This is a genomic window from Thalassobacter sp. 16PALIMAR09, assembly GCF_000765485.1.
In the GTDB taxonomy this organism is placed as follows: domain Bacteria; phylum Pseudomonadota; class Alphaproteobacteria; order Rhodobacterales; family Rhodobacteraceae; genus Thalassobacter; species Thalassobacter stenotrophicus.
Map to the genome: position 1 here is coordinate 12,329 of NZ_JHAK01000005.1, position 20,327 is coordinate 32,655.

Annotated in this window: 18 protein-coding genes; 8 read left to right on the forward strand and 10 right to left on the reverse strand. The window is 57.1% G+C overall.

Translation table 11 applies throughout. The features are described 5' to 3' along the window. Positions 1-53: 53 nt before the first annotated feature. From PM04_RS11160 to PM04_RS11170, 3 genes are read left to right on the forward strand one after another with little or no spacing between them, the layout of a single operon-like run. Positions 54-1,022, forward strand: coding sequence for an ABC transporter permease (locus tag PM04_RS11160; RefSeq protein WP_038006756.1), 969 nt, complete (start codon positions 54-56; stop codon positions 1,020-1,022). Then, the gene (locus PM04_RS11165; RefSeq protein ID WP_052068446.1) at positions 1,019-1,924 is read left to right on the forward strand and encodes an ABC transporter permease; all 906 of its coding nucleotides are present in this window, start codon (positions 1,019-1,021) and stop codon (positions 1,922-1,924) included. The genes PM04_RS11160 and PM04_RS11165 overlap by 4 nt, the downstream gene beginning before the upstream one ends. After that, positions 1,921-3,636, forward strand: coding sequence for an ABC transporter ATP-binding protein (locus PM04_RS11170; protein WP_038006760.1), 1,716 nt, complete (start codon positions 1,921-1,923; stop codon positions 3,634-3,636). Before PM04_RS11165 ends, PM04_RS11170 begins: the two co-directional genes overlap by 4 nt. A gap of 70 nt (positions 3,637-3,706) precedes the next feature. On the opposite strand, the gene PM04_RS17395 is transcribed toward PM04_RS11170, so the two are convergent. From PM04_RS17395 to PM04_RS11200, 5 genes are all read right to left on the reverse strand, one after another. After that, positions 3,707-6,493 carry a hypothetical protein gene (locus tag PM04_RS17395; protein ID WP_052068447.1) on the reverse strand — a complete coding sequence of 929 codons (2,787 nt, stop codon included), beginning with the start codon at positions 6,491-6,493 and terminating at the stop codon, positions 3,707-3,709. A gap of 205 nt (positions 6,494-6,698) precedes the next feature. After that, on the reverse strand, positions 6,699-8,012 hold the full coding sequence (locus PM04_RS11185; RefSeq protein ID WP_038006762.1) for an HlyD family type I secretion periplasmic adaptor subunit: 1,314 nt from the start codon (positions 8,010-8,012) through the stop codon (positions 6,699-6,701). Further along, positions 8,009-9,739, reverse strand: coding sequence for a type I secretion system permease/ATPase (locus tag PM04_RS11190; RefSeq protein WP_038006764.1), 1,731 nt, complete (start codon positions 9,737-9,739; stop codon positions 8,009-8,011). The genes PM04_RS11185 and PM04_RS11190 overlap by 4 nt, the downstream gene beginning before the upstream one ends. Positions 9,740-9,919: 180 nt before the next feature. Continuing rightward, entirely contained in the window at positions 9,920-11,155 is a 1,236-nt protein-coding gene (locus PM04_RS11195) for an OmpA family protein (protein WP_038006766.1), read from the reverse strand. 28 nt (positions 11,156-11,183) lie between these two features. Then, positions 11,184-11,945 carry a motility protein A gene (locus PM04_RS11200; RefSeq protein ID WP_038006768.1) on the reverse strand — a complete coding sequence of 254 codons (762 nt, stop codon included), beginning with the start codon at positions 11,943-11,945 and terminating at the stop codon, positions 11,184-11,186. Positions 11,946-12,031: 86 nt separating this feature from the next. On the opposite strand from PM04_RS11200, the gene PM04_RS11205 reads away from it, so the two are divergent. After that, positions 12,032-12,541 carry a DUF1566 domain-containing protein gene (locus PM04_RS11205; RefSeq protein WP_052068448.1) on the forward strand — a complete coding sequence of 170 codons (510 nt, stop codon included), beginning with the start codon at positions 12,032-12,034 and terminating at the stop codon, positions 12,539-12,541. Positions 12,542-12,550: 9 nt separating this feature from the next. On the opposite strand, the gene PM04_RS17890 is transcribed toward PM04_RS11205, so the two are convergent. Beyond that, complete coding sequence (locus PM04_RS17890) at positions 12,551-12,778, reverse strand: hypothetical protein (protein ID WP_152594030.1); 228 nt, start codon at positions 12,776-12,778, stop codon at positions 12,551-12,553. Between the two features lie 165 nt (positions 12,779-12,943). On the opposite strand from PM04_RS17890, the gene rpoN reads away from it, so the two are divergent. From rpoN to PM04_RS17995, 3 genes are all read left to right on the forward strand, one after another. Further along, entirely contained in the window at positions 12,944-14,287 is a 1,344-nt protein-coding gene (rpoN, locus tag PM04_RS11210) for an RNA polymerase factor sigma-54 (RefSeq protein ID WP_052077302.1), read from the forward strand. A 124-nt stretch (positions 14,288-14,411) separates the two neighbouring features. Next, entirely contained in the window at positions 14,412-14,858 is a 447-nt protein-coding gene (locus tag PM04_RS11215; RefSeq protein ID WP_038006772.1) for a hypothetical protein, read from the forward strand. A gap of 44 nt (positions 14,859-14,902) precedes the next feature. After that, complete coding sequence (locus PM04_RS17995; RefSeq protein WP_161785703.1) at positions 14,903-15,040, forward strand: hypothetical protein; 138 nt, start codon at positions 14,903-14,905, stop codon at positions 15,038-15,040. A gap of 161 nt (positions 15,041-15,201) precedes the next feature. Here the strand turns inward: PM04_RS17995 and PM04_RS11220 are convergent, their stop codons facing one another. From PM04_RS11220 to PM04_RS11235, 4 genes are all read right to left on the reverse strand, one after another. Next, complete coding sequence (locus PM04_RS11220) at positions 15,202-15,792, reverse strand: NYN domain-containing protein (protein WP_038006774.1); 591 nt, start codon at positions 15,790-15,792, stop codon at positions 15,202-15,204. A gap of 362 nt (positions 15,793-16,154) precedes the next feature. Then, positions 16,155-16,397 (reverse strand): hypothetical protein, encoded by a 243-nt coding sequence (locus PM04_RS11225; RefSeq protein ID WP_038006777.1) that lies wholly within the window; start codon positions 16,395-16,397, stop codon positions 16,155-16,157. Between the two features lie 264 nt (positions 16,398-16,661). Continuing rightward, entirely contained in the window at positions 16,662-17,384 is a 723-nt protein-coding gene (gene istB, locus PM04_RS11230; RefSeq protein WP_038006780.1) for an IS21-like element helper ATPase IstB, read from the reverse strand. A gap of 14 nt (positions 17,385-17,398) precedes the next feature. Further along, positions 17,399-17,929 carry an Arm DNA-binding domain-containing protein gene (locus tag PM04_RS11235; RefSeq protein ID WP_038006784.1) on the reverse strand — a complete coding sequence of 177 codons (531 nt, stop codon included), beginning with the start codon at positions 17,927-17,929 and terminating at the stop codon, positions 17,399-17,401. 351 nt (positions 17,930-18,280) lie between these two features. On the opposite strand from PM04_RS11235, the gene PM04_RS11240 reads away from it, so the two are divergent. After that, a complete protein-coding gene (locus PM04_RS11240) occupies positions 18,281-20,263 on the forward strand; it encodes a DEAD/DEAH box helicase (protein WP_038006786.1) in 1,983 nt (660 codons plus the stop codon). Positions 20,264-20,327 lie beyond the last annotated feature (64 nt).

Below are 20,327 nucleotides of genomic sequence, written 5' to 3' on the forward strand. Positions count from 1 at the left end.
ACCTCCCTTACCCTCGGGCTTTGGCTCGGGGGTGTCGCCCAAGAAAGACCTCTATGCTCTCTTTTATCGTCAAACGCGTCGGGCAATCTGTCTTGGTGCTTCTGGTTACGGGCCTTGTGGCGTTCTCGATGTTTACGTTCGTCGGGGACCCCATCGACAACATGCTCGGCCAAGAACGCACGATGGAAGACGTTGAACGCCTGCGTGCGCAGCTTGGTCTCGATAAACCGTTCGTTGTCCAATACTTCCGCTTTCTTGAACAAGCTGCACAGGGCAACTTTGGGATATCGTACCGCCAAGGCCGCCCCGTCGCCGAAATCTTGATGGAACGCGCACCGGCCACGCTGGAACTTGCAGCTGTGTCAGGGGTGTTGGCCATCGTGATGGGCATCGGCTTGGGCGTATTCACGGCGATCCGCCGCAATGGTGTCGCTGCCAATCTGATCATGTCCATCTCACTTATCGGGGTGTCGCTGCCAACCTTTCTGATCGGCATTCTGCTCATCTACCTCTTCAGTGTGGAACTTGGCTGGCTGCCGAGCTTTGGCCGCGGTGAGACGGTCCAAATCGGGGGCTGGTCCACTGGCTTTTTGACGGAATCGGGCCTCAAGGCCTTGATCCTGCCCGCAATCACGTTGGGTCTGTATCAGATGACGCTGATCATGCGCTTGGTCCGGTCTGAGATGTTAGAGGTCCTTCGCCAAGATTACATCCGCTTTGCTCGTGCTCGGGGGCTTGGCGACCGGGTGGTCAACTTCCGCCATGCTCTCAAGAATACGATGGTGCCGGTGATTACGGTGATTGGCTTGCAACTTGGATCCATCATCGCGTTCGCGATCATTACCGAGACGGTGTTCCAATGGCCCGGTGTTGGGCTGTTGTTCATCAACGCCATTCAGTTTGTTGATATCCCCGTTATGGCCGCCTACCTGATGCTGATTTCGGTAATGTTCGTGGCCATTAACCTTCTTGTGGATATCTTATACGCGATGATTGATCCGCGATTGAGGGCAGCATCATGAACCGGTTTCTCGACAGTGACGTTTTTTATGCGTTCCGGACCAGCCCTGTGGCGATTGTTTCGTTGATCGTAACGGTTTTGATGGTTCTTGCAGCGATTTTCGCGCCGCTGATCGCGACGACTAACCCGTTTGATCCGGCCAGCTTGAACCTGATGAACGGGTTCACCGCTCCGATGGAGCCGAATGCCTTTACCGGTGAAAGCTTCTTTCTTGGCACTGACGATCAGGGTCGGGATGTATTTTCGACCATTCTGTACGGCTTGCGCATCTCGCTCTTTGTGGGTGTCGCGGCCGTTATGCTTGCGATGGTGATCGGCATCTTTCTGGGCCTGCTGAGCGGCTATGTCGGCGGTTGGACCGAAACGATCATCATGCGTGCCGCAGACGTGCAGCTGACCTTTCCATCTATCCTTGTGGCGATGTTGATCTTTGGTGTGGCCAAGGGCGTGACGCCGGTGGAATACCGCGATCAGATGGCGATCTGGGTGCTGATCCTTGCGATTGGTCTGTCGGATTGGGTCCAGTTCGCGCGTGTTGTGCGAGGGGCCACATTGGTCGAAAAGTCCAAGGACTATGTCGCTGCTGCGCGCCTCATCGGGCGCTCTCCGTTGACGATTATGATCCGGCACATTCTGCCCAACGTGCTGTCGCCCGTGCTGGTCATCGCAACGATCTCACTGGCCCTCGCCATCATCGCTGAGGCAACGCTTAGCTTTTTGGGCGTCGGCGCGCCGGCGACCCAGCCGTCGCTGGGCACACTCATCCGCATTGGCCAGGGCTTCTTGTTCTCGGGCGAATGGTGGATCCTTCTTTTCCCTGCATGCACATTGCTCGTTCTGGCGTTGGCCGTGAACCTCTTGGGCGACTGGCTGCGTGACGCTTTGAACCCGAGGCTACGATGACAGAACCTGTCCTATCCATCCGTAACCTGACGGTTGAAATTCCCACGCGGCGTGGGCTGTTCAAGCCGGTTCAGGGTGTGTCCTATGATATCCGCCCCGGCGAAATTCGGGGTGTCGTGGGGGAATCCGGGGCCGGCAAATCCATGACCGGCAACGCGGTGATTGGCCTGCTCGATCCGCCCGCGCGGGTTTCCGAGGGTGAGATTTGGCTTAACGGGCGGCGTATCGACCAGCTCGATGCGGAGCAAAAGCGCCGGATCCGGGGTGGCGAAATCGCGATGATCTTTCAGGATCCGCTGACCTCGCTCAACCCGCTGTTTACGGTCGGCGAGCAATTGGTTGAAACGATCCAATTGCATTTGGGGCTTTCATCGTCCGAGGCACAATCGCGGGCGATTGCCTTGTTGGACCGGGTGCGTATTCCAAACCCCGAAGAGCGGTTCCATCAATACCCGCACCAGTTTTCGGGCGGTATGCGGCAGCGTGTGGTCATCGCGCTGGCGCTGTGCTCTGAGCCTTCTGTCATTGTGGCGGATGAACCGACAACCGCGCTGGACGTCAGCATTCAGGCGCAGGTGTTGGACCTGATTAAGGAACTGGCGCGCGAACGTCAGGTTGGTGTCATCCTCGTGACCCACGATATGGGCGTGATTGCGGATACGACCGACGAGGTCACCGTGATGTACGAGGGCCGCGTGGTCGAGCAGGGTACGACCAGCCAAATCCTCGGCGCGCCGACCCATGAATATACCAAAAGCCTGATTGCCGCCGTGCCCCGTCCGCAGGTTAAACTGCACCGCTTTCCGCAGGTGAGCTATGGCGGGCGTGAAACAGCTTTTAAGATCGAAGACTTGGCCCGCAACTGGGATCGCTCCACGGCCTCAAAATCCGGCACCCTCGTAGAGGTAAAGGGCCTGACCAAGCGGTTCTTGGCCAAGGGCGCGATCCTGCCATCGCAGCGGAGTTACTTTACCGCAGTGGATGAAGTGTCATTCGACATCAAGGACGGTGAAGTCTTCGGGCTAGTGGGCGAGTCCGGTTCGGGCAAATCCACCGTCGCGCGGATGCTCGCGACGCTTTATCCCGTCGATGGCGGCACAGTGACCTTTGACGGCGAAGAGGTCACGGGCATGGATGCAAAGCAGCTTTCGGCCTATCGCAAACAAATCCAGATGATCTTTCAGGACCCGTTTTCATCGCTCAACCCGCGCATGTCAGTGGGGGATATCGTGGCCGAACCGCTTGTGCATCACAAACTGCTGAGCCGGGCTGAAATCGGTCCACGGGTGCGCGAACTGCTGGACCGTGTGGGGCTGGCATCCGATGCCTATCGCAAATATCCGCATGAGTTTTCGGGTGGACAACGCCAGCGTATTTCGATCGCCCGCGCGCTTGCGACACAGCCTCGGTTCTTGATTTGTGATGAGCCAACATCAGCGCTCGATGTGTCCATTCAGGCGCAAATCCTGAACATTCTTAAGGATTTGCAGGAGCATTTGGGCCTGACGATGCTGTTTATCTCGCACGATCTGCCGGTGGTGCGCCAGATGTGCGACCGCGTCGGCGTGATGCGGCAGGGCAAGCTGGTTGAGGTGCAGGAAACGAGCGCATTGTTTGAGGCCCCGAAGTCGGACTACACGCGCGAATTGTTGGATCTGATGCCGCGGCTTGAACAGCTGTCTGAAGAACAAATCGCAGAGCTTCGTACTTAGCACGGCCTGCTCGGTGAATGCACAATGGGATGCCGACCTTGCGACCGGCATCCGTTACTCGCTCTGACATTTACGCGAAGTAGAAATCATCCGCCGTCAGGAAACCGGTCACATCGTGCAACATCGCGATTTCGGTGTCGTCTAGGTTGACGAGCAGTCCATCGCCGGTTTGGAGCTGGGTGATGTGGATGTTGTAGTTGTCGGGGTTCAGGTCGAACCCGATCAAGCCGAGCGCGTCCTCTTCCAGCCCAAAATCATAGACTTCGTTAAAGCCGATATCCTCAGCGGTTTCGGCGCCATACCCCAACACGATGAGGTCAGAGCGACCATCGGTTTGGTCCAATGCCACGCCGCTCAGGTCAAAGGTGTTCGCCCCTTTGCCGACCAATGTGTTTTTGAAAATGGTGCCGTTGACCGTGGTGTTGGCGTCGTTGATGGTGACCTCTTCATATTCCATCAACAGCTCTGCATCATACAGATTGACCGGTTTCATATCACCTTTGATATAGTAGGCGACGTCGAAACTATCGGTCATATTCACGCCGTTGTCCGAGACTTCACCACTATTGCTCATCCACCCGGCACTAAGGGTAAGGGGCGAGGTGCCGCTCCAATCCAGCAGATTCAACACGGTGGTCGTGTCTGCGCCGACCTCGTATTTTTCCTGACCATTGGTCACCGGGGGCGGGTTGCTGACGTCCTGCGGAATGGTGACGCTGGGCAGGTCTTGGCCGTATTTGTCGGGCTGAAGCCGCCAGCGTGGGCCGATCTCGTACTCTGAGCCATCGTCCGTGAGGTCCGCTTGGAAAGGCTCGCGGTCCATTGTGGTGTACCACGCCTTTGTGAAGCCCCCCGTCAGGTCGCTAGATAGCGCGCCGATCTGTGACAAGGTTGATCCGTCCGCGGCATCAATCAATGAAAAATCGCGCAGAACGGTCCCGATAGGCTCACCCGCCGGGCCTGTGTTGAGGTACCCAATCGGGTTGCCGCCCAAATCAAACACGACAGTCGATGTCGGTGTGTCGGACAGATAGCTTTGCAGGAACGTGCCATCGCCCGCATAAACATCTTTGGTTGAGACCCACAGAACATTGTCGGGATCAAACGGATCGCGGACTTCAACGTAGTCTGGCAAAATGCCAATAGCCGCCTCGTTTTCAAAATCTTCGGGGCGGATTTGGTCATTGGGGTTGTTCGTGACAGTGTGGTTCACCACCAACTCAGCGGCCGTGATTTGATAGAGCTGCAACAACCCATCGCCATCACTGTCGATCTTCCACTTGTCAGGCAGGTCCATCTTGGCGTCGAGCCGCACGTCATTGGGCCGCTTGATCGCATTGCCCCACCGATAGAGCAGCTTGCCATCATCTTTTAGCGTGACGGAGTAATCACTGCCCACCGCGATGTCCGCAAGGATCGTGCTTTCGTTCGGGGCCAGAATATCCGAAATCCCAAAGACGCCAAAGCCGTTCAGGTTGCCATCCACGACATCAACGGTGCCGTCGTTGCCAATATCGACCACGGCCACATAGCGGCTTGTGCCCTCAAAGTCCTGATAGTCCATGTAGGCGGAATATGCGTCTGCGGTGCCATCGCGATCAAAGTCGATGGACAAGGGCGTATCAGCATTGGCCTGTTCCAACGCGGCTACGATTTCCTTGATGTAGAAGTCGTGTAGCACGTCCTGTTGCAACCGACCGTTTGGATCAAGGATCGGTTGGAAGTTGGCGTCGATTTGGTAATCCACAATCCGCAGATCATCGTCCAACTGATAAAAGCCGGTATCGTCGCCCGGAAAAGCTTGGTCCGCCAGAATGTCTTGCATGACGGAGTAATGCTCGGTCGAGGCTTTGACAAAGTTGCCGCCGATGCCTTCAAGCCATGTGCCCAGACGCGCAGGGGTTGAGAAGGTGTCGGTGCGCGCATCCGAAACTGCGATGCCGTCACCGCCGGGTAGGGTGCCCACGAAGCCTTCGCCAAAGTTCCCGTCCCAGACCTTTTGTTGGGCGCCGATAAAGTCATCGACGTAGAAGCCAAATTCGCTGTCGATGGGGTTGATGGTGACCCCTTCTTTGGTGACCACTTGTGTGCTGAGGTCGAGGCTTTCGGGCCGATCGGCGAGGGTGGTGCCGTCAAATCCGACGGTCACGTCATCGACGTTGAACACATAGCTAGATTTGAACTGGACGGTGTCTGCGTTCAAAAGCGGGACATCGGGCGGTGTCGGGGCTGGTGCCGGTTTGTCGGAGCCGCCATCCCCTCCGCCAGAACCATCGCCGTTCCCGCTGCTGCCGGCGTTGGGATTGCCTGAGCCGTCTCCGTTGCCATTGCCCGGGTTATTGCCACCGGGGTTGGGGTTCCCTGCTCCATTTCCGTTGCCGGTGCCCGGGTTATTCCCGCCCGGATTGGAGTTGCCCGCGCCAGTTCCATTTCCAGTGCCAGGATTGTTGCCGCCAGGATTTGGATTGCCGGTGCCGCCTTGGCCCGCGTTAGGATTGCCACCAGCGCCGAAGCCAGAGTTGCCAGCGCTGTTGGGATTACCGCTTGCACCAAAACCCGCTTGTTGTTCCGCTTCGCTGGCGACCGCCCCGATGGCGCTTGCAGCCGCAGCAGATGCTCCGGCCGCAACACTAAAAGTAGGAGCGGTACGATCACCACTGTCTGCGTCGTTGCGCACATCGGTCGGGTCCAAATCACTGGCAAGAACTTCTGTGTCTATTTCCATCAGATCCGCAGTCGTGATCTGCGCGACGATGTCTTCGATCAAAGTGTTTTGTCTGCCCAGCGGGGTAACTGCTGCGCCAATCGCGCCCGGGATTGGGCCTTTTGATGGGCGGCCTTTGCCGGAATTTGCCATCTAATCCTCCTAACGTATGTCTTCAAAACGATGCCGAGGTCGCCCATGCGCCCTGTTTTTCGGCGCTGAGATCTCTCAGCTTCAAATTTAAATATGTGAATGTGATTGAGTTGATTTTGATCAAGCGACGACGGCGTTTTGAACAAAGATCGCGCCTTTTGTACAAATTTATGCGTGCGTACCTTTGGTCACAGCGACGTTTCGATTACGTCTCGCGGAAGGCTTTTGCGAAATAGTCCGTCAGCGGCTTCGCAAGGTAAGCGAGCGGTGACCTTTCGCCGGTTTTGATGAAGGCTTCTACCGGCATGCCCGGCAACAGGACTTGGTCGCCCAATTTTCCCATCTGATCCTCTGCGGGGATCAGCTCGATCTGATAATACGATAGGCCGGTGGCATCGTCGGTGAAGACATCCGCTGACAGGTTGGTGACGTGTCCAAAAACATCGGGCGTCATGCGTTGATCAAAGGCGGCAAAACGAAGGGTCGCGCGCTGGCCAACGTGGACCTGATCAATGTGGATGGGGTCCACGCGCGCCGATACCACAAGGGGCTGATCTTGTGGGATGATGTACATGATCGGCTCCGCCGGTGAGACGACCGATTGTAATGCAAAGACCTGTGAGCCGTAGACAACACCCGCCACGGGCGCGCGCACGTCGAGATGGGCGAGCGTGTCGAGCAGGCTAAGGCGGCGCTGCACCAGTTCGACCTCATGGTATTGCAGATCACGCAGGCTTGAGATGGCCTCTTCGCGCAGCCGCGTCGTGAGAGTGATGCGCCGGATGTTCAGGGCTGCGATTTGACCGCGCAATTGGGCGATGCTTGCCGTGGTTTTGCCGATCTCGCCCGCCAGCCGCGCCTGTTCGCGCAGGAGGGATGATAGGCGGGATGCTGGGGTCAGCCCCTTGTCGAACAAGTCTTGGGTGTCTGCCAGCTCGGCTTCTATCAGGATATTTTGTTTTTCCAGTGCAGTCAGTTGAGAGCCGACGCCTAGGATTTGGTTTTCCGTCTGGGCGATCTGTTCATCGATCTGTTCTGCATTCTGGCGCAGAGATGTTGCGCGCGCCTCAAACAACCGCTTTTGGCCCTCGATCAAGGATTGGACATCTGGATTGTCCCGCGCAAGTGTTTGCAGATCAGCGGGGAGGGGCAGGTCAGATAGCCCATCACGCTCTGCCTGAAACCGCGCCTTGCGGGCCAAGATTTCGAACAATTGCCCTTCGATGATTGCCAGCTCTGACCGCATCTGGGTGTCGTCAAACTGTAGGACGATGTCGCCAGCATCAACGTGATCGCCGTCCTTGACGAACAGCGCGCCGACCACGCCACCCTGCGGGTGTTGCAGCACTTGGCGGTTAGATTCCACTTGGATCATGCCGGGTGCAATAACGGCGCCTGCGATGCGGGCCTCTACGCTCCAGACGCCAATGACGCCCACCAAAATGGTCAGCGCGAGTGTGCCGATCAACAGCGCGCCGGTTGCCTTCCATTTGCGGGGAGAGGGGGCAGGCGCTGTCATTGGGGTTCCACCTTTTTGATCGGCTTGCGGATTTCATGGACGTTGCTGACCATCGCGCCCAGAACTTCATCGCGGGGGCCTTCGGCTTTGATCTTGCCGTTTTCAATGATCAACAGTCGGTCGCATTCAGAAATGGCAGAGGGGCGATGCGTCATGATGATGACGCCCCGGTTCGCAGCCTTAAAGTCACGCACCGCGCGGTTAAGAGCGGCTGACCCATCCGCGTCGAGGGCTGAGTTCGGCTCATCCAGCAAAAGCAGCACCGGATCGCCATAGAGAGCGCGTGCAAGGCCGATGCGCTGTTTCTGTCCGCAGGAAAGCTGTCCGTCTTCGCCTTGTATCAGGGTGTTGTAGCCCTGAGGCAGGGAGAGGATCATCTCATGGACGTTGGCGCGTTTCGCGGCCTCAATCACTTTCTCCTGGTCTGGCTCCGTCGACATGCGCGCAATGTTTTCACCGATTGAGCCGGTGAACAAAACGACCTCTTGGGGGAGGTAGCCGATGTAGGCACCCAATGCGTCGGGGCTGTATTGATCCAGAGTGGCGCCGCCAAACCGGACCTCTCCGGCGGCGATTTTTGTCAGGCCGAGCAGCGTTTTGGCCAACGTTGTTTTACCTGACGCGCTTTTGCCGATGACGCCTAGGGCCTCACCCGCGCCCATGTAAAATGAAATGCCGCGCAGAACCGGTGCCCGCGCGCCCTGCGGGATGACCGTCACGCCCGCGAAGGATATGTTTGCCTCGGGTGTCGGGAGGCGGTGGAAATCTGGATCCTCGGGTGTGGAGCGCAAAAGCTCGGACAGGGCTGTCCATGCGCCGCGCGCCCTTTGTACCATCGCCCACTGACCGAGCGCCTGTTGTACCGGCGCAAGCGCGCGTCCCAGAAGGATGGAGCTGGCGATCATCGCGCCTGCGGTCAGTTCACCCTGCAACACGAGATAGGCCCCAAGCGCGAGCATGGAGGATTGTAGCAAAAGTGTGCTGGATTTGCTGAAGGAGGAAAATAGCCCGGTCCAGTCGCTGGATTTAATGGATTGGCCCAAGGCTGTGTCCCGTAGGGTGAGCCAGCGCGCCGCGACCGAGCTGGTCATTCCTTGCGCGCGGACAACTTCAGCGGAGCGACGCACCTGTTCGGCCAAGCCTTGGGCGCGAAGGGACGAGGCTTGTGCCTCTAGCGTTTTGGCATTGGTGAGCCAGTTGTTCACGAGGGTGATCAGGATCAAGGTCGCGCTGCCAAATGCGGCGAGCCAGCCCATCCACGGGTGAAACAGAAAGATCGCGCCGATGAACATGGGTGTCCACGGGATATCGAACAGTGCGGTCATGACGTTTGATGTGAACAATGTGCGTAACGTTTCGAGATCACGCAGGCCGCTGGCCGGTTCGGACCGATCGCGGGGGAAGAGCGCGCGTTTGAGGACAGCGTTGAACACACGGCCATCGAGCAATGACTGAAAACGCGCTCCGAACCGGGCCAGCACGCGGCCCCGGGCGAAATCTAAAAAGGCCATCAGGGTGAACAGGATCACAACCAATAGGAAAAGTGCGAGCAAGGTTTCCTCGGAGCGGGAACCAAGGACACGGTCATAGACCTGCAACATGAAGAGGGGGCCGGTCAGCATCAGCAGGTTCACGAACACACTGAAGACGAATGTTGCCAGTAATAGCCATGCGCCGGATCGGCGGGCTTTGCGAAGTTCGGGCAGTCCGAAGGGGGATTTTCTCATCAAGTCGTCTCACCGGGTCTTGGTTAATCAGGAGATGACGTTGTGAAATCCGGTTTTTGGCGTCGGAGCGGATTGGGCCATCTGCTCCATGGCTAGGTGAGCTTGGCTGTTCGGTTTTGATTTTTATCAATCCGAATTGGTCTTCCTGCGTCCGGGAGGGGTACGCAGGAAGACCGGCGCCTATTCGAAATCGATCTCAATTTCGATGCGGCGGTTGCGTTCGCGGCCTTCGGCGGTTTCATTGTCGGCAATCGGGCGGGTTTCGCCGTAGCTGGTTGCGGACATGATGCGTTCAGGGACTTCCTCTAGGGCCTCGATTTCTTGGACGACGCTGGCAGCCCGGGCGGCGGCAAGGTCCCAGTTGTCACGGTAGAGCGCGCCAAAGGCGATCGGGACGTTGTCGGTATGGCCCGCCACGACGACTTTGCTGCCGGGATCGTTGGTCACAGCGGCCAGTTCGGCCACGATGGATTGGGCCGCACCAGTCAGTTCCGCAGAACCGGACGGAAAGGCGCCACCAGCCCCAAGGGTGACAAAGACGGTGCTATCGCGTCGCTCGACGGTGACCATGCCTTGGTCGATCTCATTTTCGAGGTTGGCGTTCAGCTCTGCCTCTGCCTCCCGCGCGAGTTGTTCGGCGCGCGCGTTTTGATCTAACTGTTCTTGATCCCTGGCACCGCCGGTAGCGTCTTGTTGCCGCTCCAACTCGGATACCATGCTGATCAGTTCGTTTAGGGTCTGGTCGAGCCCGCCAAACAGGACCTCTTGCTCGGATTTACCTGTCGCGAGGCCCGCGATTTCAATCGCTTGACCGACGCGCTTGAACTTCTCGATCATCTCTTGTGGAGAGGCGTCTTCAGCGTTGAGGTCGACGACAACCTTGTCGTCCACCATTTCGGCGGTCATGTTCACCGCCTCACCAATCTTTTGCAGAGCATCCAAAAGCTCTTCGGCGTCGGAGCGACCGTCTTTGTCGGATTGGGTGTCGGCGTCTGTGCCGCCCAGACCTTCGTTGTCCTCGGCACCTTCAAGCAGGTTTTCTTCGCCGTCCATGTCGCGATCATCGGAGGGAATTTTCACCTCGGGTTCGCGGATTTCGGTTGTTTCTTGGGTCATTTCCTCGGTCACCGATGGGGCGGGCGAGGGGCTGAAATTCATCTCGAGGATTGTGGTGCCCTTGGGCTGTTCCACCACCGGCACGACCCGTTGGACCCCGAAGGAATCTTTAAGCGAGCCGGAGATTTGTTTGAACTTTGGAACGTTCATCTCTGCGAAGGAAAGAATAAGGACGAAGAACGCCATTAACAGCGTCGCAAGGTCGGCAAAGGTCGCCATCCACGCAGGTGCGCCGACCGGAGGACACTTTGGGCATTCCTCTTCTTCTTCCTCTTCGACAACTTCGATGGCTTCAGCCATGGGTCATCCCCCGTCGCGCGTGCATCATTTATGCAGCTTCAATCTTGGACTGCATTTTGGGCGGCAGGTTCGAGACCATCTGATCTTGGATGTTCCGCGGGGACTCGCCGCGTGCGATGTTGCGCAGGCCAAGAACAATCATTTCGCGGTAGATCACCTCATAGGCGGTGTAGCCTTCGAGTTTGGTCAGTATCGGGGCAAAGATCACGTTGGCCACAATCGCGCCGTACATCGTGGTTAACAGTGCCACAGCCATCGCAGGGCCGATGGCCTTGGGGTCTTCCATGTTGCCAAGCATCAGCACCAGACCAATCAGCGTGCCAATCATGCCCATCGCAGGGGCCAGATCGATCCATGCTTTGATCACGTTTTGGTTCGACTCGTGGCGCGCTTTCATGGATTTGATTTCTTGGTTCAACTGCTGGACAAGTTTGCTTTCGTCCGCGCCGTCGACCAGGAGCTGCATACCTTTTTCAAAGAATTTGTCCGGGACCTCTTGGCCCTCGAGCGCCATCATCCCGTCCTTTCGGGCAATACCGGCCAGTTCAATCATCCGCTCGATCATTTTGTCCAGTTTCTTGACCGGGGGGAGGAACGCCTTGGCCATTGCGCCAAAACTGCCGAAAAAGGTGCCGATGGGCGTGGTATACATCGCTGCGAAAAAGGTGCCGCCGATCACGATCAACACGGATGGCACGTCAAAGAAAGGTGCCAGGCCGCCGCCCACGATCATAGCACCGCCGATCATGGCGAAGGCGCCGATTAGTCCGACGATCGATGCGATATCCATGGGGCTTCTCCTGCGATGGACGGTTTCGGCATGGAATATGCAAGCGCAGTGCCAAATCGAATATGTCGACCGGGAGAGATTATTTGATGGAGATAAAGCAAAAGACCGGCCTGGGGCGGTGGGTCACGGGAGCGTGCCTCGCGCTAGGGATAACGGTTCACGCGCAGGGGGCGGCCGCGCAGGACAATTCGGGGCGAATGGCGAAGGGCCCGATTGTGATCGACTTGCTGGAAGGTTTGGAGTGGATGCGGTGTAGCGTGGGGCAGGTCTGGTCCGGTGGTGCGTGTCGCGGCACGGTTTTGAAGGCACCGTTGGAGGCAGCGGATGACGTAATTTTGCGCGCGTCCCGCAGTTCGGGCGATGGCTGGCGTCTGCCGACCCGCAAAGAGTTAACGCGGCTTGCGGAAATGAACGACGCACCACCCATGATCAATGAGACCCATTTTCCCGGGACCTATCGCGGCAGCTATTGGACATCTAACCGCAACCGGCTGCTGTGGGGGAACCATTGGGTGGTAAACTTTAACACTGGGCACGCCTACGCGCGGGCACTGCCGCGGCAACCGCTTGCGTTTCGTTTGGTGCGAGATCGGTAGAGCGGATGGTTAACGGTCGCGCGCATCGCGCAGTTCAAGAACCGCCTTGCCAACCGCACAGACGGCCAAGGCGCCGACAAAGCCAAGCGACAGCGTCAGGGTGGATTGCCCTTTTAGCAGTTCAAAGGTTTGGGGGCTTAGCAGGTTTAGAAGCGCAGTGCCGACCACCGCGCCTATAAAGAAACGTATGGCGATACAGCGTCTACAAGGTGGGGTCGGATCACCGATTTTTTTCAATGCACCACATTCCGATTGGTCAGAAATTGCCACTAGGGATTGGCATGCAAGTAATGTGCGTTAATTGAGATCAGTTAACTCAAGACAGCGATAATTCTCAAAAGATACAAACAATCAATGCCTTGGCGTTGTTACCCTAACGTTAACCACGATTAGGGGTTCATGATGTTACATTTATCAATGCAGACGCAAATTACGCAGCGCCAATCGCTTGTTTTTACGCCGCAGCTTCAGCAGGCGATCAAATTGCTGCTGCTCAATAACTTTGAGCTATCGAGCTATGCCGAAAAAGTAGCCGAAGAAAATCCGTTTGTTGAGGTCGAGACGCCCAAAGCGGTGCCGCGTTTGGCTATGGGTGGGGGGCAGGCCGACCACGGTGACTACGATCCGATTGCGCATATTGCCGACACGTCCGATCAGTCGTTTCAGGCGCAAATTTTTCGTCAAGTCGAGGATATATTGCCAGATGCTGCATCGCGGGCCATCGGCTACGCATTGGCCTCTCACCTTGAGCCGACTGGCTGGATCACGGAGCCGCTGGATGCCATCGCCGACAATATGGGGGTCGATTGGGCACGCGCGGAGCAGGTCTTGATGCAGTTGCAAAAGGCAGAGCCCGCGGGGTTGTTTGCGCGTAACCTGACAGAGTGCCTCAAGCTGCAAGTGCGGGGTCCTGCGGTGGAGGCTGCGCGTCTACACACCTTGATCGATAATCTCGCATTGATCCAAGCAGGCGAGCTTGGTGCGTTACGTCGTAAGTTGAATTGCACCCAAGAGGAATTGGGTCAGGCGTTACGCCAACTGCGTGGGTTGGATCCCAAGCCTGGTCTTGGATTGGGCGGGGCGGATGTGATGCCCGTGCGTGCACCGGACTTGCGCGCGTATCAAGATGCGAGTGGCGATTGGGTGGCTGAATTGAACAACGCGACACTGCCCGTGATCAAGGTAGATGAGACGTTGGGGCGCCGTGTGCGCAAGCTAACGATGGAAGATGCCGACCGCGAATTTGTGCGCACATCGCTGGGCACGGCGCGCTGGTTGGGGCGGGCCATCGCGCAGCGCAATGAGACGAGCATCAAGGTCGCCGCAGAAATCGTGCGGTACCAAAAAGCGTTTCTTGAGAATGGGATGCAGTATATGCGGCCGCTCAAGTTGAAGGCGATTGCGGACGCTGTCGGTGTACACGAAAGCACGATTAGCCGCGTAACATCCTCTATGATGATGCAAACGCCACAGGGGTGTTTTCCGCTCAAGGTGTTCTTTAGCACCGCGATCAATACCGATCAGTCGGACGAAGGAGCCTCAGCCCGCGTTGTGCGCGAAAAGATCCGTGAAATGGTGGGCGGTGAGACGCCCACACGTCCCCTAAGTGATGATCGAATTACCCAGCTACTGACGGGTGAGGGGTTTCGCATTGCGCGGCGCACGGTTGCCAAATACCGCAAGATGGACCGCATTCCGTCCTCGTCGGAGCGTAGGCGTCACGCCAAGATCGCTTCGGTTTTGTAGTGTCCAAGCGATTGCACGAAAGCATGGTTAAGTATCCTAAGATACAAATTGATACCAGAAGCTAGTGAGACGCGAATCGTACGTATTCCTAATGTGAGTGTAACAACAAGCGTTGGAGATTATTGTGGTCAAAGCTTTGAAAGACATTCAGGTCAAGTGCGGCTTCATCGGTCCACGTAACCGTCTCTATTCCCGTATGCAGGAAATGCTCGCCGTCAGCGGTATCCCTTTGCAAGACGAGATGACGTTCGATGCGTTCTCAGCCCAGACACCCAAAGCAGCAGCGACGTTTGATTTTCTGTTCGTCGATATCGACGGCCTCGGTGGCGTTGTGAAAATCTTCAACACACTGGCCCGCCTGCGGACAGAGTTTCCGTTCGTTCCGGTCATCTTGGTCTCTGGTGATTTTGAAACCAACGATTTCGACACAACGCGGCGCTTGCTGGGTGATGTATCGCTGCGCAGCCCTGTTCTGCACGCTTCACTTGAAACGGCATTGTTTGAGTCCATCGAGAACAACCGCAAATGGTGCGACAGCGTCGTTCATTATCGCGAAAACATTGCAGCCTAATTTCCAAACCAATTTTTACCAGACGTTAAGAGAAAGTTACTAAGATGTATGACACTGCTTTTGCCAGCCACGACTTCGAATGTGATGCACAAGAGGATATCAAGGTGGCACGTATGTTCGCTTTTTCCATGATCGCTGGGATCGTGATGTGGGCGTTGTTTATCTGGGGCGTGTTCTTCTAAGCACATTCCGATAGTAGTGTAAAAATGGGCTCGGCCGTCTCGGCACCGAGCCCTTTTTTGTGGCTTGTTGGGTGTGAGGTGCGGCTGAAAATGAGCGGACACAAAAAAGGGGCCCCAGCGGTATGCGAGGGCCCCAGTTTTATTAGATTATTGTTATTGGATTATGACGCAGCGGCTTCGGCGAGCTCGTTCTCGGGTTCGTCATGCTCTGCGGCTGTGTGCTGACGCGCTGGGCGTGAAATCACGGCCTTGAGCTGATCCAACTCGATGAAGTTGTCCGCGGTGCGGCGCAGTTCGTCAGAGATCATGGACGGCTGGCTGCGGATGGTGGAGACGATGGACACGCGCACGCCTGTGCGTTTGATCGCCTCAACCAGTGGGCGCAGGTCGCCATCGCCCGAGAACAGGACGATGTGGTCAACGTGGGGCGAAAGCTCAAGCGACGCGACTGCGATGTCGATCGCAACGTTGCTTTTGACTTTGCGGCGGCCCTGGGGGTCCGTGTATTCACGCGCCGTTTTGGAGGCGACGGAGTAGCCGTTGTAGCACAACCAGTCCACAAGGGGACGCAGGGTGGTGAACTCATCATTTTCGAGCAGGGCGATGTGGTAAGACATCCGAACCAGTTTGCCGCGACGCATGAACTCTTCACGCAGGAGGCGGTAATCGATCTCGAAGTTCAGGGCTTTAGCCGCTGAGAAGAAGTTTGCGCCGTCGATGAAGACCGCGATGCGTTCGCCTTTGTAAAATATTTGTTGTCCTAATTCCTAAGGATGATCCAGGATGGGCCACCGCCTTGCTTGGGATGCAATATAATCTGTGCGGACAACGGTTAGATATTGCGCTTTGGGGGAGGTATTGGCGCAATAGTTAGGGTGTTTACGACTAAAGTACTAATTGTGATCTTAGCCGCAATGCAGTCTTTCTTTTGCTAGCTTTGGGCCGATGATATTAGCCGCTGACTGTAATGGTGGCGCTAACATATCTATCGAAGAGCGTGTCGTGTGATTTTAGTTGGTATTTTGAGGGCAATTTTGCTTTGAAGGATAGCTCACCGTGGGTCACTCGCGGGTTGGAGTGATCTTTTGTAGCCCGTTGAGGAATCTAAAGTGACTTAGCTTGCGAGATCGACATCAATGGAGCGAGCGTTCAGCGCGTTCATCACACCATGTAGGACGTTTTTCGAACCGATACCCTCGCGAAGCGCTTCGTGGATCACACTCTCTTTGGGATGCTTGCTTTTGATGTCGAGGATCAAGCGCTGCCCTTTGATCGCATCATAGACAACTTGCATGCGGCCGCCGTGCTTTACGCGCAAACCGACGAACTCACTTCCGTTCTTCGTGTGATATGCCATGACGTGGTGCTACCTTTTGTTTTCTGTCGCGAACGTATCGGTTTTCCTTTGCGAACAGTAATTTGCAAAAGATAGTTCAGGTGAACTGTGGCCGTGTGAACACAGGTTTCGTCGCGGGGAGCGGAAGACGTTCTGTTTCAATGCGTTGCGCGCCTCTCATCTATCCAATCCTTGGTTAACAAATGGTTGAAATCGAAGGGCGCCACCAAGGAAAGGGTGCGCGGTATCTAAAGAGTGCCTGGGGCGCCTTGGAGGCGCGTGGCGCTATTTCCGCATAGACGGGCCGTCCATCGCGATCCGGTGCGCGCGGTGCACCAAGCGATCCAAGATCGCATCAGCAAGCGTAGGATCGGCAATCATGTCATACCATTTGTCGATGGGCAGTTGGCTGGTCACGACGGTGGCCTTGCGTTCATATCGGGCGTCAACGATTTCCATCAGGTCGCGACGTTGGGCTGGTGTCATGATGTCTGGCCCCCAATCATCAAGGATCAGCACATCCGCACGCACGATTTTGTTGAACATCCGTTCAAACTGCTCGGCCTTATGGGCGTTGTCGAGTTCCGCCAATAACTGCGGCATGCGGAAATAGAGAACTGCTTTGTCCTGCCGGCAGGCTTCGTGGCCCAAGGCGCAGGCGATGTAGGATTTGCCCACGCCGCAAGGCCCTGTGATTAGAACGGTGCGATGCTCTGCGATCCATTGTCCCTGCGCGAGGGAGTTGAGTTGCGCCTGATCCAAGTTTCGCTTGGTCGCATAGTCGATCAGATCGACCCGCGCAGTGTCATCGCGCAGTTTTGCGGCCCGAAGGCGTGACTGCAAACGCCGCTCGCCGCGGTTCTGCTGCTCTTGCTCGGCCATTAGGCGGATCCACTCTACCGGATCAGCCTGACGATTGGCTTCGTTCTCGGCCAATTCGCTGAACATCTCGGCCATGCCGTCGAGTTTGAGCGCACGCAGGGCGTCATGTGTCGCGGTGAGGGACATTATTTATCTTCCTTTTAGCTAAAATAGTCTCGACCGCGGATATTTTCGTGCGGGAGCGTTGGCGCTTTGACTTTGTCGCGCGGTAGGGGTGGTACTGGCGTGTCTTGCACGGCTGAGGTCGCTGCCACTGCGGGCGGGGGGCTGTCGGTCTTGGGTGCGCGCCGCACGAGGGCAGGGCGCGATGTTTGTGCGGTGGCGGGGGGCTCTTCCTCGGGTGTACTGACACCAATCGCGGTGTCAGTGTCTGGCGCCGGGTCGTCACTTTTGAGGCGCGAATTCAATTCAGCGATCTGTTGTTTCAAATATTGCTCATGACTGCGGCGCAGGGTGGATAAAATATTGACGCCAGAGGCAACTTTTTGACTATTTTGTTCGGCGCGGGCGCGTGCCTCGGGCAATCCGATCTCGGGAAATCGGCCCAATTCTACGATGCGCGGTTTGTTGTCGATCTTGATGTTCTGAACCCAGATACGGCCACCAGATACATCCGGACGCAGCGAAACGCCGGGTCGCCAATTTGGTTTTTTCTGAAGGGAATGTGGCATCTGGTGTCGGTGTCTCGTGGGCGTTGTGCGCGAATGGGTGCGTTGGCACAGCAAATTGCGTGCCGGGAATTGGGTCGCACCCTTCTTTTTGCCCTAGTCGGTCGATTGAGGGGGCGCGGCCTTGTGTGTCGTAACGGCAGCTTGGCTCGAAATTTAGCGCTATTTGGGGGCTAATTGCCCACCCCGCAGTTCGAAATCGCCAAAATAACCCAGTCGCGCGGCATTTGGACCCAAGACCAGCCCTATACAAAAGACGCCCTATTCGGTAGAGCCGGGCCTTCACCCATGGATGACGCAACGCCTGTGAACACAGCGGCGCATACCACTTGCCCTATATAAAGAGCTTCCGACTTGAAAAAAACGATCGCAGACGTGCTGGCCCGCAAGGGCTACGATACCTTGACCCCTGTCCAAGAGGCGGTCACCCAGCCGGATATGCAAGGTCGGGATCTATTGGTTTCGGCCCAAACGGGTTCGGGCAAAACCATCGGGTTTGGCTTGGCGATCGCGCCAACACTGCTGGGCGAGGATGACACATTCGGGCAGGCGGAAACGCCGCTCGCGCTTGTGATTGCACCGACGCGCGAATTGGCAATGCAGGTTAAGCGGGAGTTGGGATGGCTTTATGCCGATGCTGGCGCATCGCTTGCGTCCTGTGTGGGCGGCATGGACATGCGCGACGAGCGGCGCGCTTTGGCGCGTGGTGCACATATCGTTGTGGCCACCCCCGGACGTCTACGCGACCACATTATGCGCGGCTCCATTGACCTGACGACTGTGCGGTCTGTGGTCTTGGACGAAGCGGACGAAATGCTGGATCTCGGTTTCCGCGAGGACCTTGAGTTCATCCTAGAACAAACCCCATCGGAGCGTCAGACGCTCCTGTTCTCAGCGACCGTGCCTAAGTCGATCCTTGGTTTGGCATCGACCTACCAGAATGATGCGCAGCGGATTTCTACTGTGGGTGAGCAAAAGCAGCACACCGATATCGAATACCGCGCGATGTCCGTATCCCCGCGTGATGCTGAGAACGCGGTGATCAACGTTCTGCGGTACTATGAGGCTCCCAACGCGATTGTGTTCTGTAACACGCGCGCGATGGTGTCACGCCTAACGGCCCGCTTGTCCAACCGTGGCTTTGCCGTGGTGGCCCTGTCGGGTGAGCTGACACAAAGCGAGCGGTCTAACGCCCTGCAATCCATGCGCGACGGACGTGCGCGGGTGTGTGTGGCCACGGATGTAGCGGCGCGCGGGATCGACTTGCCCAAGCTGGATTTGGTCGTTCATGCGGAACTGCCCAATAACCACGAAACGTTGCTGCACCGATCCGGCCGGACGGGTCGGGCAGGGCGCAAAGGCGTCAGCGCACTGGTTGTCGTACCCTCGACCCGCAAAAAGTCCGAGCGGCTTTTGAAGATGGCCAAGCTGAATGCGAACTGGGGGTCTGCACCCTCGGCCGCAGAAGTGTACGAGCGTGACGAAGTGCGCATGTTGGCAGCGGACGATTGGCAGCAAGAGATCACCGAAGGTGAGCGTCCGTCCGTGGACAAATTGGTTGCGCAGTTCTCGGCAGAGCAGATTGCGGCGGCCTACATGCGCCAGTACCAGACGCGCCATTCCGCACCCGAAGACATTGGGGCGGTCCAACACGAAGAGCGTAAACCGCGCGCACCGTTCGGGCCGAGTGTCTGGTTCTCGGTGTCGGAGGGGCGCAACGACAATGCATCGCCGCGTCATCTTTTGCCGATGATCTGCAAGGCGGGCGGCGTCAGCAAAGACGACATTGGTGCAATCCGCATCGCGGACAATGAGTCCTATGTTGAAATCCGTCAGGCCAGTGTTGATGGCTTCTTGGCCTCTATCGGGCCGAGCATGAAGGTTGAGGGCACCAAGGTGATCACACGCTTGGATCAGCCGCCCAATGTGCCGGATTTCAAGGGCGGACGTCCCGACCGCGCGCCGAAATCAAAGCCCGCGCACCGCAAAGGCGACACCCGCCCTGTTGATTGGAACGACGCGCCCGAGCCACGCAAGCGCAAGCCAAAGCCTGAGGATCGCAAGCCTGCCAAGCCTTATGGAGCAAAGCCCAAAGGTGAGCCGTCTGATGCCCCTTGGAAAGCACGTGCCGACAAGCCGGGTGCTACTGCGGGAGGCTATAAGGGAAAGCCAAAGTCCAGCGGTGAAGGCGACGGTGCTGGCGGCTACAAGCCGCGCGGTGATGGCCCCAAAGGTCCGCCACCGCCCAAAGGCAAATCCAACAGCAAAAAGAACCGTGTCCGCACCGCTGAGGCAAAAGCTGCCAAGGGTGGAAAAGGAGCGCCAAAGCGCAAGTGATTGCGCGCTGACGTTTGTGAAGATCGGATGCGATGAGGCCCGCACAAGTTGGGCCCGCATCACG

What these genes read in the sequence shown, in the direction of transcription:
- PM04_RS11160 (WP_038006756.1), top strand. Translation starts at nt 54, where the DNA reads ATGCTCTCTTTTATCGTCAAACGCGTCGGGCAATCTGTCTTGGTGCTT.
- PM04_RS11165 (WP_052068446.1), top strand. Translation starts at nt 1,019, where the DNA reads ATGAACCGGTTTCTCGACAGTGACGTTTTTTATGCGTTCCGGACCAGC.
- PM04_RS11170 (WP_038006760.1), top strand. Translation starts at nt 1,921, where the DNA reads ATGACAGAACCTGTCCTATCCATCCGTAACCTGACGGTTGAAATTCCC.
- PM04_RS17395 (WP_052068447.1), bottom strand. Translation starts at nt 6,493, where the DNA reads ATGGCAAATTCCGGCAAAGGCCGCCCATCAAAAGGCCCAATCCCGGGC.
- PM04_RS11185 (WP_038006762.1), bottom strand. Translation starts at nt 8,012, where the DNA reads ATGACAGCGCCTGCCCCCTCTCCCCGCAAATGGAAGGCAACCGGCGCG.
- PM04_RS11190 (WP_038006764.1), bottom strand. Translation starts at nt 9,739, where the DNA reads ATGAGAAAATCCCCCTTCGGACTGCCCGAACTTCGCAAAGCCCGCCGA.
- PM04_RS11195 (WP_038006766.1), bottom strand. Translation starts at nt 11,155, where the DNA reads ATGGCTGAAGCCATCGAAGTTGTCGAAGAGGAAGAAGAAGAGGAATGC.
- PM04_RS11200 (WP_038006768.1), bottom strand. Translation starts at nt 11,945, where the DNA reads ATGGATATCGCATCGATCGTCGGACTAATCGGCGCCTTCGCCATGATC.
- PM04_RS11205 (WP_052068448.1), top strand. Translation starts at nt 12,032, where the DNA reads ATGGAGATAAAGCAAAAGACCGGCCTGGGGCGGTGGGTCACGGGAGCG.
- rpoN (WP_052077302.1), top strand. Translation starts at nt 12,944, where the DNA reads ATGTTACATTTATCAATGCAGACGCAAATTACGCAGCGCCAATCGCTT.
- PM04_RS17995 (WP_161785703.1), top strand. Translation starts at nt 14,903, where the DNA reads ATGTATGACACTGCTTTTGCCAGCCACGACTTCGAATGTGATGCACAA.
- PM04_RS11225 (WP_038006777.1), bottom strand. Translation starts at nt 16,397, where the DNA reads ATGGCATATCACACGAAGAACGGAAGTGAGTTCGTCGGTTTGCGCGTA.
- istB (WP_038006780.1), bottom strand. Translation starts at nt 17,384, where the DNA reads ATGTCCCTCACCGCGACACATGACGCCCTGCGTGCGCTCAAACTCGAC.
- PM04_RS11235 (WP_038006784.1), bottom strand. Translation starts at nt 17,929, where the DNA reads ATGCCACATTCCCTTCAGAAAAAACCAAATTGGCGACCCGGCGTTTCG.